The following is an 11,582-nucleotide window of genomic DNA, read 5'->3' on the forward strand; positions in this document are numbered from 1 at the left end:
CGCCGCCGAGCGCGACGAGCCTGCCGAGCACCGCCCACCGCAGGTCCTGCGTGACGTTCAGCCCGGGCGGACCGGGCGAGACGTGGGTCAGGGCGCTGCCGACGGGGGCGCCGTGCAGGCCGGCCCGGTGGGAGGCGTTGGTGAGCACGTCCACGGGGTCGACGGCGAGCCAGTCCGCCAGCTCGGCCACCTGCGCCGGGCCGGCGACGGTCGTCAGCGTGGTGGCGAGGGCGAACTGCCGGCCGCTGCCCGGCTCCGCCGCCGACAGCGCCGCGGCACAGACCGTGGCGAGCGGGCCGAAGGGCGCCAGGCCGCGCCGGGCCAGGCCGTCCCGGGCGAACTCGAGGACCTCGACCAGCACGCTGGTCTCCGCCTCACCCGCCAGGGCGACCTCCAGCAGGGCCAGGAACTCCTCCGGCGGCAGCTCGCCGTCGTGGGTCGCGTCCATCGCCGCGGTCCACAGCTGGGCCCTGGCGAGGGGGTCGGCGACCGCCGGCAGGACCGAGGGCAGCGCGGCCAGGCTCGCGGCGTCGAGGCGGAGCTTCGCGTAGGTGTCGTCGCCGTCGTTGACCAGCAGGACCGTCCCGGCCGGCAGGCCGGCGAACCCGTCCACGGCGGCCGAGTCACCGTCCAGGGTGACGCCGCCGTGGCGGACCGCGGCGCCGGTCGGGTCGTACGCCGCGATCCGGAACCGGTGCGGGCGCAGCGGGTCGCCGCGCTGCTCGACGCGTAGCCCCGCCGGCCCGCGCAACGGGCGCAGGGTGTTGACCCCGGTGGTGCGCAGCCACCGGCCGGCCCAGCCGGTCAGGTCCACTGTGGACGCCTCGCCGAGGACGGCGAGGAAGTCGGCGAGGGCGGCGTTGCCGAAGCGGAACCGGTCGAAGTAGACGCGCAGCCCGGCGAGGAACACGTCGTCGCCGAGCAGCACCGAAAGCTGCCGCAGCGCCGCGGCGCCCTTGGCGTAGGAGATGCCGTCGAAGTTCAGGAACGCCGCGGTGGTGTCGGCGACGTCGTCGGGGGCGACCGGGTGTGTCGAGGGCCGCTGGTCGGCGAGCATGCCCCAGCGCTTGCGCCAGATGACGAAGTCGGCCGCGGCGGCCGGGTAGCGGCCGGTGTCTGCGGCGACCCGCCAGCCCATCAGCTCCGCGAACGCCTCGTTGAGCCAGATGTCGTCCCACCATCGCAGGGTGACCAGGTCACCGAACCACATGTGCGCCATCTCGTGCGCCATGATCACGAAGCGGCGGCGCCGCTCGTAGTCCGGGGCCACGGTCCGGAACAGCAGCTCCTCGCGGAAGTTCACCATGCCCGGGTTCTCCACCGCGCCGCCGGCGAAGTCGGGGACGAACGCCTGGTCGTACTTGACGAAGGGGTACCGGACGCCGAACAGCTCGTGGTAGCGGTCGAAGCTCGCGGCGGTGGCGGCGAACAGTTCCTCGGCGTCGCCGTCGAGCTGCGGTGCGAGGGACCGGCGGCACAGCAGGCCGAGCGGGATGCCGTCGTGCTCGGCGGTGCGCACGTGCCAGGGCCCGGCGAGCACGGTGAAGAGGTACGGCGCGATCGGCTGGGTCGGCTCGAAGCTCCACCGCCCGTCGTGGACCTCCCGCAGCGGCGCGTTGCCGTGGACCGTCCACTGTGGAGGTGCGGTGACGGTGAGGGTGAAGGGCGCCTTCAAGTCGGGCTGGTCGAAGCAGGCGAACATCCGTTGCGCCTCGTCCAGGGGTGCCTGCCCGTAGAGGTACGTCGCGCCGTCGGAGGGGTCGACGCTGCGGTGCAGCCCCTCCCCCGTGTGGGAGTACGGCGCGGTGAACGTCACCTCGAGCCGGTTCGCGGCGAGCAGGCCGGGCAGCGGCAGGCGGTTGCCGTCGAGCGTCGCCGGGTCCAGCTGCCGTCCATTGAGGACGGCGCTGTCGATCCGGGCGTCCTTCACCTCAGCGAACGTGGTGGCGCCGGGAGTGGCGCAGCGGAACTCGATCGTGGTGCGGGACAGGAACGTCGACGGGTCGGTGACGTCGAGGGCGACCGCATATCCCTCGACACGGATGAGGCCGGCGCGGGCCTCGGCCTCGGTGCGCGTCAGGCTGCGGGCGCGGATCGGGCTGGGCATGCCACCGACGCTACCTGGGCAGCCCGGCCCCATGGGCGGACACGGATGCAGCGACGGCGGCGGGCACCGTGACCCGGCCGGCGAGCAGGGCGCCCGCGACGGCCGGGAGCAGGGCGATCAGGAACGCGGCCAGGTAGGCCACCGGCCCGGCGGAGACCAGCACCGCGAACACCGACCCGCCGACCGCGAGCACCACAGTGGTCAGCAGCGAGTCGGCGACCGACAGCGCCGAGCTGTTGACGCCCTGCTCGTCCGGCGGGGACAGCTGCAGGACGAGCGCGGAGACCGTCGGGGACGCCAGGCCCATGCCGAAGCCGGCGACGCACCAGCCGGCCACCACGACCGCGACGGGGACGGCCGGGGCGACCAGCGCGACCGCGGACAGCACCCCGAGGGCGATGCCGGACAGGCCGACGCGCAGCCGGGCGGCGGGGCTGAACCGCTGCCCCTGCCGGGCCTGGATCCACGAGCCGGCCGACCACAGCAGCGCGCCGGCGGTGAGGGTGAGCCCGGCCAGCGACGGGGTGAGGCCGCGCTCGCGGGTGAGCAGCAGCGGGATGAAGACGTCCGCCTGCATGAACGCGGCGCCGGCCAGCCCGCGCACGAGGATGACGCTCGGCAGGCCGCGGCGGCCGGTGAAGGTGCCGAGGGGCAGCAGCCGCGGCCCGCAGACGGCGACGACGACCAGCCCGCCGAGGATGAACGGAATCCCGCCGGCCTGACCGCCCCAGTGCAGCAGGACGACCCCGGCGGCGACGCCGATCGCCCACGGGACGCGGGTGTTGGGCGCCGTGCCGGCGACACCCTGGATCGGGCGCAGATGCGGCTGGATCAGCGCGGCGACCGGGAGCGTCGCGACGGCGATGAGCAGGAAGACCCAGCGCCAGCCGAGGTGCTCCACGATGAGCCCGGCGACGGCGGGTCCGACGACGGCGGGCAGGACCCAGGCCGCGGACAGCGCGGAGAAGACCTTCGGGTGCGCGGCGGCGGGGTACGCGCGACCGACGACGACGTAGAGCGCGACGGTGATGAGCCCGCCGCCGAAGCCCTGCACGAGGCGGCCGGCGATGAGGGTCCAGATGTCGGGGGCGAGCCCCGCGAGCAGCAGGCCGAGGCTGAACAGCACGACACCGGTGAGGGTCGGGCTGGCGGGGCCGCGGCGGTCGCTCCAGGTGCCGGCGGCGACGGTCGCGACGATGCCGGTGGCGAACGGCCCGCCGAACGCGAACCCGTAGAGGGCGAGGCCGTCGAGGGCCTGCGCGACGGTCGGCATGGCCGTGGTCACCGCCACCGCCTCGAACGCGACGAACGTGACGAGCGTGACCATGCCGGCCGTGAGGGCTCTTCTCTGCTGCACCCGGTCACGGTGCTACCTGAACCGCACTTCAGGTCAACCGGAAGTGACGGCCGTCATTTCATCGCCTGTTGACATGCACCGGCCCGCAGGGTCAACATGTGTTGGCCAACAGTTGTTGACTTTCGAGTGGGATGCCAAGAGGGAGATGCCATGAAGACCGTCGTCGTCGGTGCCGGGCCGACCGGGCTGCTGCTCGCCGGTGACCTCGCCGCCGCGGGTGTCGAGGTGACCGTCCTGGAGCGGCGCGCCACCGACTCCAACCTGACCAGAGCGTTCGGCGTGCACGCCCGGACGCTGGAGCACCTCGACGCCCGCGGCCTCGCCGACAAGCTCATCGCGACCGGGCAGCCGGTGTCGAAACTGCGGCTGTTCAACAGCCTGCGAGTGGACCTCGGCACGCTGCCGTCCCGCTTCCCGTTCCTGCTCATCACCCCGCAGTACAACGTGGAGCAACTCCTGGAGCAGCGCGCGCTCGACCTGGGCGCCCGCATCGTGCGCGGCGTGACGGTCACCGGGCTCGCGCCGGACGCGGTCCTGGCCGGCGGCGACACCTATGACGCCGACTACGTCGTGGGCGCCGACGGCGTGCACAGCGCGGTCCGCGAGGCGATCGGCATGCCGTTCCCCGGCAAGGCCGTGCTGCGCTCGATCATGCTGGCCGACGTGCGGCTCACCGAGGCGCCCGCCGATGTCCTCGCCGTCAACGCGGTCGGCGACGCGTTCGCGTTCGTTGCGCCGTTCGGCGACGGCTGGTTCCGGGTGTTCGCCTGGGACCGGCGCTCCCAGCAGCCGGACAGCGCGCCGCTGGACCTCGACGAGGTCCGCGACGTGACCCGGCGGGCGCTCGGCACCGACTTCGGCATGAAGGAGGCGCGGTGGATGTCGCGCTTCCACAGCGACGAGCGGCAGGCCCCGCACTACCGTAAGGGCAACGTCTTCCTCGCCGGCGACGCCGCGCACGTGCACTCCCCCGCGGGCGGGCAGGGCATGAACACCGGCCTGCAGGACGCGGCGAACCTGAGCTGGAAGCTCGCCGCCGTCGCGCAGGGGTGGGCCCCCGAGGGCCTGCTCGACACGTACCAGGCCGAGCGCCACCCGGTCGGCGAACTGGTGCTGCGCAGCAGCGGCGGCCTGATCCGCCTCGCGATGCTGCACTCCCGCGCGGCGCGGGCCGGTCGCGACCTGCTCGGCGGGGCGCTGCTGCACGTGCCGACGATCATGCGCAAGGCCGCCGGCACGGTGTCCGGGATCGGCATCGACTATCCCGGCGCGCCCCGGCAGCCCGACCTGACCGTTTCGACGGGTTCGCGGGTGTACGAGCTGCTGCGGGCGGGACGGCACGTGCTCCTCGCGCCCTCGGCTCCCCGTGGTTACGAGGACCGGTTGGTGCACGGGGTGAACGACCGTTTTGTCCTCGTCCGGCCCGATGGCCACACCGCCTGGACCGGCACAGAGCGGGATCTTCCGGTCGCGCTGCGGCGCCATCTGGGCGCGCCACGGTGATCCGCGACACGGCGCGTCCATGAAGCTCTTGACATGGGAGCGGTGATCCATGTGTCATGCCGATCACAAAGCGGTTCTCGGCGGGTTGCCGCCGCCGTCCGGTCGTCACCACGACGGCCAGGACGACGGCGCACACGGGGACGACGAAGACGCCTTGCGAGACGTGCCGGGCCCCGCGCCGCCACGGGGGGCCCGGCACCTCGCGTTCGCCTCACCCGTGCGCCAGCCTCGGCCGGTCGCCCTCCTTCTCGACCACCACGAACTGGCCCATCATCCCTTCGTCCTCGTGCCGCAGGACGTGGCAGTGGAACATGTAGGCGGTGGTCGGGTCCGCGTAGTCGGCGAACCTGGCGATCACCGAGAACCGCCGGCGCGGCTCCAGGAACAGGGTGTCCTTCCAGCCGCCCAGCTCCGGCGGGGGCGCGCCACCGTCCACCGACAGCACCTGGAACTGCACGTCGTGGATGTGGAAGCTGTGCGGCGTGCCGTGGCCGTTGGCGACGTTCCAGACCTCCGTGGTGTCCTTGACGACGACGGCGTCGACGCGGTCCATGTCCATCCGGCCGTCGTTGATCTCCCGCCCCGCGAACGTGAACGTCCTGGTCCGGGCCGCCTGCCGCGGATCCAGCCGCGGGATGTCGGCCAGCTGCCGGGGCAGCTCGCCCGGCCGGAGCTCGGCGGCCGCGCGCAGCTGCAGGACGTCGAAGGCGTCCCGGCCGCCCTGGAACCTGCCGAGGCCCGTCGGCTGGCTGCGCAGCTCGACCCGCTCCCCCGGCCGCATCGCCACGACGACCTCGGCCCGCTCCCCGACGGACAGCCGCACGTGTTGCGTGGGGTACGGCGCCGCGAGCAGCCCGCCGTCGGATCCGATCATCGTGAGCGGCCGGCCGTCGGACATGGCGAAGTCGTAGACCCGCGCGGTCGAGGCGTTGAGCAGCCGCAGCCGGACCAGCGCCGTCCGCACGTCCAGGTACGGGCCGGGCGTGCCGTTGACGAGGATCTCGTCGCCGAGGACGCCGACGTCGCTGAGGAACCGGTCGCTCATGCTCAGCTGGCCGCCGTCGAAGCCCTTGTCCTGCACGACGACCGGGATGTCGTCGACGCCGTACTCGCGCGGCAGTCCCGCGGGCTCCACGCCCGGCTCGTCGACGATGAACAGGCCGGCGAGGCCGCGGTACACCTGGCGTTCGGTGGTCTCGCTCGGATGCGGGTGATACCACAGCGTCGCGGCCGGCTGGTCCACCGTCCACGCGGCCTGGTAGTCGCTGCCGGGCGGGATCGGATGGTGCGGCCCGCCGTCGACCTTGGCCGGCAGGTGCATGCCGTGCCAGTGCACCGTCGTCGGCTCGTTGAGCCGGTTGTGGACGTTGACCGCGACCCGCTCGCCGCGTTTCGCCCGCAGCGTCGGGCCGAGGTAGGCGCCGTTGTAGCCCCAGGTCCGGGTCGCAGCGCCGTGGCCGAGGTCGCTGTCGCCAGGCTGCGCGGTGAGGTCGAAGACGCGCCGGCCGTCGGCGTCGACGGTCGACGCCGCGAGGGGCGAGATCTGGAGGGGCCGGTCGAAGGCCACCTTGCCGACGGTGTCCGTGGCCGACCGGGTCACCAGCCAGGTGACCACCGCGACGCCGCCCCCGCAGAGCAGAAGCAGCAGGCCGAGCCCACCGAGAAGCCACCTGCGCACCGTCGTCCCCCTCGCCTATAAGTAGCGTTGCTACATGTAGCTTCGCTGCTGAAGGCGATTCCCACATTGGGGGTTGTCCCTGAGCTTTTCCCGGATATCGCGGCGCTGCTGCTCGGCAATACTGGGCGGGTGGTTATCGACACCTACGTGACCTCGCTCGGCGCCGTGCTGCGCGGTCCCCGCGCGGCGAAACGCGAGCTGCTGACCGAGGTGCGCGACAGCCTGCACGACGCCGCCGCGCATTACGAGTCCGCCGGCCTGCCCGGCGACGACGCGGCCCGCCTCGCCGTGGACGAGTTCGGCTCCGTCCGCGAACTCGCCCCCGACTACCAGCGCGAGCTGGCCCTCTTCCAGGGCCGCCGCACCGCGCTGTTCGTCGCCGCCGCCGTCGCCGTGCAGCAGGTCATCTCCGAGGTGGCCTGGCGCTCCGCCGCGACCGGCTGGAGCTGGCACCCCGGCCGCGGCTACGCCTTCCTCGCCCACACCGTCGACTACGCCGGCTACGCGGTCTTCGTCCTGGGTCTGCTCGCCGCCCTGGCCTGCGGTGTCGGCAGCCGCTACGTCAGCGTCGGCAGCGGCTTCGTGCGCGCCACCGGCATCGCCGCGATCGGCACCTGCGCCTTCTTCGTCGTGGGCGGCATGGCCCTGTCACTGCTCAGCCCCGCCTGGCACACCGCCGCCGCCAACCCTTCACCGCTGGCCCTGGCCGCGTCCGCCATCACCGCCGCCACGCCGCTGTGGATGGTGCTGTCGGGGCTGCGCTGCCTACGCGCGGCCGGCTAACCCTGCGGTAGCACCCGGTCCAGGGGCCCAGGACCTGGCTAACCCTGCGGTGGCACCCGGTCCAGGAAGCCCAGGACCTGGTTGACCCGGCCGTCATCGGCCACGGTGACCACGTCGAACCCGGCGACCGGCGCGTCCTGGCCCGGCAGCCCCATCTCCCAGCCGAAGCGCGCCTGGTCGTGGTGGCCGTCGACGGCGCCGAGGCGGCTGATCACGAAGCCGGGGAACTGCGCCTGCACACCCCCGATCATCCAGTCGACCTCCGCCTGGCCCCGTACCGCCGACATCGGGTCGACGAACGTCACGTCCTCGGTGAACAGCGCGTCGATCGCCGCCCGGCGCGCGGCCGGGTCCGTCTCGTTCCACACCTCGATGTACCGCTCGACCAGCTTCTCGTATTCGCTCATGCCGTCGAGACTGCCGCCGGCGGCGCCGCCGGTCGATTCCCTGCGAGGTAATGGCCGGTGCGCGACGGCCCTCCTACGATCGGATCATGACGCAACCGGTCGGGGTGCTGCTGCGCGAGTGGCGGGAGCGGCGCCGGCTCAGCCAGCTGGAGCTGTCGATCCAGGCGGAGATCTCCACGCGGCACCTGAGCTTCGTGGAGACGGGGCGCTCGAAGCCGACCAGCTCGATGATCCTGCGGCTCACCGAGCACCTGGACGTGCCGCTGCGGGAGCGCAACACGCTGCTGCTCGCCGGTGGTTACGCGCCCGCGTACCCGGAAGGCCGGCTCGACGGCCCGCAGCTGCGGGCGGTGCGGGAGTCGCTGCGGCAGGTCCTGACGGGTCACGAACCGTTCCCGGCGGTCGTCGTGGACCGGGTGTGGACGATGCTGGACGCCAACGCCCCCGTCGGGCTGCTCACCGCCGGCGTGGCGCCCTCGCTGCTGGCGCCGCCGGTCAACGTGCTGCGGCTGTCGCTGCATCCGGACGGTCTCGCGCCGCGGATCACCAACCTGGCGCAGTGGCGCGCGCACCTGTTGGGCCGCCTGCAGCGCCAGGCCCGCGCGACCGGCGATCCGGCGCTGGACGACCTGTTCGAGGAGCTGTCGGCGTACCCCGGCGGCACCGGACCCGCACCGGCGCCGCACGACGTCGTGGTGCCCCTGCAGATCCGCCATGACGGCACTGAGCTGCGGTTCTTCAGCATCACCGCGGTGTTCGGCTCGCCGCTGGACGTCACCGTCGCCGAGCTCGCGATCGAGTCGTTCTTCCCCGCCGACGCGGCAACCGCGGCGGCGCTGCGCGCATAGGACCGTGGCACGTTTCTGGGATTCGGGACGGTCCGGCCTTCCGTAACGTCATATGCATCGCAAGGCCACACCACACACCACCACCCAGAAGGAGCACCCCATGAGCGAGTACGACGGCGGCGACACCGGCTACGACGGCGGCACCGACTACGGTCACGTCGAGACCGGCGAGAACCACGAGGCGCTGGACCAGCTGCACCAGGTCAACGCCAGCGAGGCCGACTACCAGTCGCAGTTCGGCGTGTACGAGCAGGACCACGCGTCGGCCGAGTCGACCAGCTTCGACCAGGGCCACCACGTGGAGTACTCGAACCCGTCCGGCGAGCACTACGAGGAGTCGGACTTCACCTCCTACGACCACAACGAGGCCGAGACCGACCACGTCTTCGCGGCCGAGGGCAGCGAGTCCTCGCACACCGCGGAGTACTCGGAGCTCGACGCCCTCCAGGCCCGCCTGGACAGCGCGTTCGCCTCGGCGACCGAGCTGCACACCGACGGTGGCCCGGCCATCGCGGCCAGCTGAACCACCGGCAACACCAGCTCCTGACGGTGTGGTTGACCACGCCGGCCCGCGGTATCAGCCCCGCGGGCCGGCCACCCACCAGAGCGCCCAGGTCTCGACGACCATCGACGCACTCGGTTGTTCGACTTCGTTCGGGTGTCCGGGACTGTCCGGACATTCCCGGCCGCCCGAACGAAGTCGGCCATCCGGGTGCGTTTTGTCGTGCGCCGCAGTAAGAAACGCGACCGGTCCTTGATCGCACCGGCGATCGGCCACACAATGCCGCCCATGGCGCGAATCGGAATCGGCGACGTCGTGGCGATCTGGCGGCACCGCCGCCAGCGCCGGCGCAGGCAGGACCAGAACAACCCGCACAACCAGCGGCAGCAGCAGCGGCGACGCAACCGGGACAGCGACGGCTGTGACTGCGACCCGTGCGACTGCAACCCGTTCATGCTCGGCTCGCTGCTCGGCCTGATGGCGATCGCCGCACCGCGGCGGGCCCCGCGTCGCAGCACGACAGGCCCCGGCCGGGCCGGCGTCATGGCCATCCGCGGCTACCAGCGGTGGCTGTCGCCGCACCTGCCGACGCACTGCCGGCAGATCCCCACGTGCAGCGACTACGGCCTGCGGGCGGTGCAGCGCTACGGCCTCGTCGAGGGCTCGCGGCTCACGGCCGCCCGGATCAAGCGCTGTAACCCGTCCACCCCGCACGGCACCCACGACCCCGTGCCGTAAACCCGCCCACATACCCGGCGACGGCCGGCCGGGGCGCGCCCGGCCGGCCGGCCGTCAGGCGACCGCGCCGGCGTGGCTGCGGTGATACGTGCGGACCAGGTCCTCGACCTGGGCGCGCAGCGCGAGGAACTCCGGCGTCCGCTTGACGCCCAGGTCGCGGGCGTCGGGCAGGTCGACGGTGACGTCCGCGGCGACCCGGCCCGGGTCGCTGGCCAGGACGATGACCCGCCGGCCCAGGAACACCGCCTCCTCGACGTCGTGGGTGACCATGAGCACCGTCGTGCCCGTGTCCTGCCACACGCCCCGCAGGAAGACCTGCATGTCCTCCTTGGTCTGCACGTCGAGCGCGCCGAACGGCTCGTCGAGGAGCAGGACCTCCGGCTCGCAGGCGAGCGCGCGGGCGATCGCGACCCGCTGCCGCTGACCGCCGGACAGCTGTTTCGGCAACGACCGGCGGAACGGCTCCAGGCCGGTCTCGGCGAGGTACCAGTCGACCCGGGCCCTACGTTCGGCCCGGGACAGGCCGAGCAGCTCGAGCCCGAAGGCGATGTTGCGCTCGACGGTGCGCCACGGGTAGACGGCGCCGGACTGGCAGACCAGGCCGCGTTCCGGGCCGGGCCCGACGACTGGCGCGCCGTCCAGCGTGACGGTGCCGGAGGTCGGCGCGACCAGGCCGGCGACGATGGACAGCAGCGTCGACTTGCCGGAGCCGCTGGCGCCGACGACGCAGACGAACTCGCCGCGGTCGACGGAGACGGACACGTCCTGCAGGGCGACCTTCGCGCCGAAGGTCCGCCCGATGCCGGTCAGCTCCAGCATCACACCCACCGTCCGATCCTGTTGCGGGCCAGGCGGAGCAGGACGTCGGTGAGGACCCCCGCGACCGCGATGACGACCAGGATCGCGAAGATCTTGTCCGTCTGCGTGAACCGCTGCGCGAGCAGGATGCGTTTGCCCAGGCCGGTGTCGGAGTTGACCAGCTCCGCGACGACGACCAGGTTCCACGCGGCGGCGAAGTTGACGCGCACGGCGTCGAGCATGCCGGGCAGCGAGTGCGGCAGGATCACCTTCCACAGCACCTCCCTGCGCCTGGCGCCGAGCGTGTAGGCGACGTCGATGAAGTCCCGGGGCACCAGCCGGACCGCGTCCGCCGTCATCAACATGTTGAAGAAGACGGTGCCGATGAAGATGAGCGCGATCTTCGGCTGTTCGTCGATGCCCAGCCAGATGAGCAGCAGCGGGGTGAACGCCGCGGCCGGAAGGTAGCGCAGCAGCCCGCTGAGCGGCTCCAGCAGCGCGTTCGCGGCGGCGAAACTGCCCATCGCGACGCCGAGCGGCACCGAGACGAGCACGGCGAGGCCGAAGCCGTAGACGATGCGCTGCACCGTGGCCCAGGTGTCCGTCCACAGCTGACCGGTGGCGGCCATGTCCACGCCCGCTTGCCAGACCTTGCCGAGGCTGGGCAGGTACCGGGCCGGGACCGCCTCGGTGGCGCCGAGGACCAGCCAGACCGCGATCGGCAGCAGCACCGACACTGCGACCAGCACGAGCCGGGTGCGGGCGGGCAGCGGCGACCGGATCGCGGACAGCGCCCGCGGCGGGCGGACCGCGCGGCGGCGGGGCAACGGCCCCCAGGCAGCCCGCTTCGACACAGCGGAC

Annotated in this window: 11 protein-coding genes; 5 read left to right on the plus strand and 6 right to left on the minus strand. The window is 72.8% G+C overall.

The window, feature by feature from the left end:
• Both pepN and AB0K00_RS11905 read right to left on the minus strand, forming a co-directional pair.
• Window positions 1–2,107: aminopeptidase N (gene pepN / locus AB0K00_RS11900; RefSeq protein ID WP_363519010.1), on the minus strand; the 2,107-nt coding region annotated here is incomplete at its 3' end.
• A 10-nt stretch (window positions 2,108–2,117) separates the two neighbouring features.
• On the minus strand, window positions 2,118–3,464 hold the full coding sequence (locus AB0K00_RS11905) for an MFS transporter (protein WP_363519013.1): 1,347 nt from the start codon (window positions 3,462–3,464) through the stop codon (window positions 2,118–2,120).
• A gap of 150 nt (window positions 3,465–3,614) precedes the next feature.
• On the opposite strand from AB0K00_RS11905, the gene AB0K00_RS11910 reads away from it, so the two are divergent.
• On the plus strand, window positions 3,615–4,967 hold the full coding sequence (locus AB0K00_RS11910; RefSeq protein ID WP_363519016.1) for an FAD-dependent monooxygenase: 1,353 nt from the start codon (window positions 3,615–3,617) through the stop codon (window positions 4,965–4,967).
• Window positions 4,968–5,178: 211 nt separating this feature from the next.
• Here the strand turns inward: AB0K00_RS11910 and AB0K00_RS11915 are convergent, their stop codons facing one another.
• The gene (locus AB0K00_RS11915; RefSeq protein WP_363519018.1) at window positions 5,179–6,645 is read right to left on the minus strand and encodes a multicopper oxidase domain-containing protein; all 1,467 of its coding nucleotides are present in this window, start codon (window positions 6,643–6,645) and stop codon (window positions 5,179–5,181) included.
• A 129-nt stretch (window positions 6,646–6,774) separates the two neighbouring features.
• Here AB0K00_RS11915 and AB0K00_RS11920 point away from each other — a divergent pair, with 129 nt between their 5' ends.
• Window positions 6,775–7,428, plus strand: a complete 654-nt coding sequence (locus tag AB0K00_RS11920) for a permease prefix domain 1-containing protein (protein WP_363519021.1) — start codon at window positions 6,775–6,777, stop codon at window positions 7,426–7,428.
• Window positions 7,429–7,466: 38 nt separating this feature from the next.
• On the opposite strand, the gene AB0K00_RS11925 is transcribed toward AB0K00_RS11920, so the two are convergent.
• Window positions 7,467–7,835 (minus strand): nuclear transport factor 2 family protein, encoded by a 369-nt coding sequence (locus AB0K00_RS11925; protein ID WP_363519024.1) that lies wholly within the window; start codon window positions 7,833–7,835, stop codon window positions 7,467–7,469.
• A gap of 86 nt (window positions 7,836–7,921) precedes the next feature.
• Between AB0K00_RS11925 and AB0K00_RS11930 the strand changes: the two genes are divergently transcribed.
• The 3 genes from AB0K00_RS11930 to yidD all read left to right on the plus strand — a co-directional run bounded on the left by AB0K00_RS11930 (window position 7,922) and on the right by yidD (window position 9,923).
• On the plus strand, window positions 7,922–8,683 hold the full coding sequence (locus AB0K00_RS11930) for a helix-turn-helix transcriptional regulator (RefSeq protein WP_363519027.1): 762 nt from the start codon (window positions 7,922–7,924) through the stop codon (window positions 8,681–8,683).
• Window positions 8,684–8,783: 100 nt separating this feature from the next.
• Entirely contained in the window at window positions 8,784–9,206 is a 423-nt protein-coding gene (locus AB0K00_RS11935; protein WP_363519030.1) for a hypothetical protein, read from the plus strand.
• A gap of 267 nt (window positions 9,207–9,473) precedes the next feature.
• Window positions 9,474–9,923 carry a membrane protein insertion efficiency factor YidD gene (yidD, locus tag AB0K00_RS11940; RefSeq protein ID WP_363519033.1) on the plus strand — a complete coding sequence of 150 codons (450 nt, stop codon included), beginning with the start codon at window positions 9,474–9,476 and terminating at the stop codon, window positions 9,921–9,923.
• Window positions 9,924–9,977: 54 nt separating this feature from the next.
• On the opposite strand, the gene AB0K00_RS11945 is transcribed toward yidD, so the two are convergent.
• Both AB0K00_RS11945 and AB0K00_RS11950 read right to left on the minus strand, forming a co-directional pair.
• Window positions 9,978–10,742 (minus strand): ABC transporter ATP-binding protein, encoded by a 765-nt coding sequence (locus AB0K00_RS11945; RefSeq protein ID WP_363519661.1) that lies wholly within the window; start codon window positions 10,740–10,742, stop codon window positions 9,978–9,980.
• Window positions 10,742–11,575 (minus strand): ABC transporter permease, encoded by an 834-nt coding sequence (locus AB0K00_RS11950; RefSeq protein ID WP_363519036.1) that lies wholly within the window; start codon window positions 11,573–11,575, stop codon window positions 10,742–10,744. Before AB0K00_RS11950 ends, AB0K00_RS11945 begins: the two co-directional genes overlap by 1 nt.
• Window positions 11,576–11,582: the final 7 nt, after the last annotated feature.

Source organism: Dactylosporangium sp. NPDC049525, assembly GCF_040676755.1.
Lineage (GTDB): Bacteria > Actinomycetota > Actinomycetes > Mycobacteriales > Micromonosporaceae > Dactylosporangium.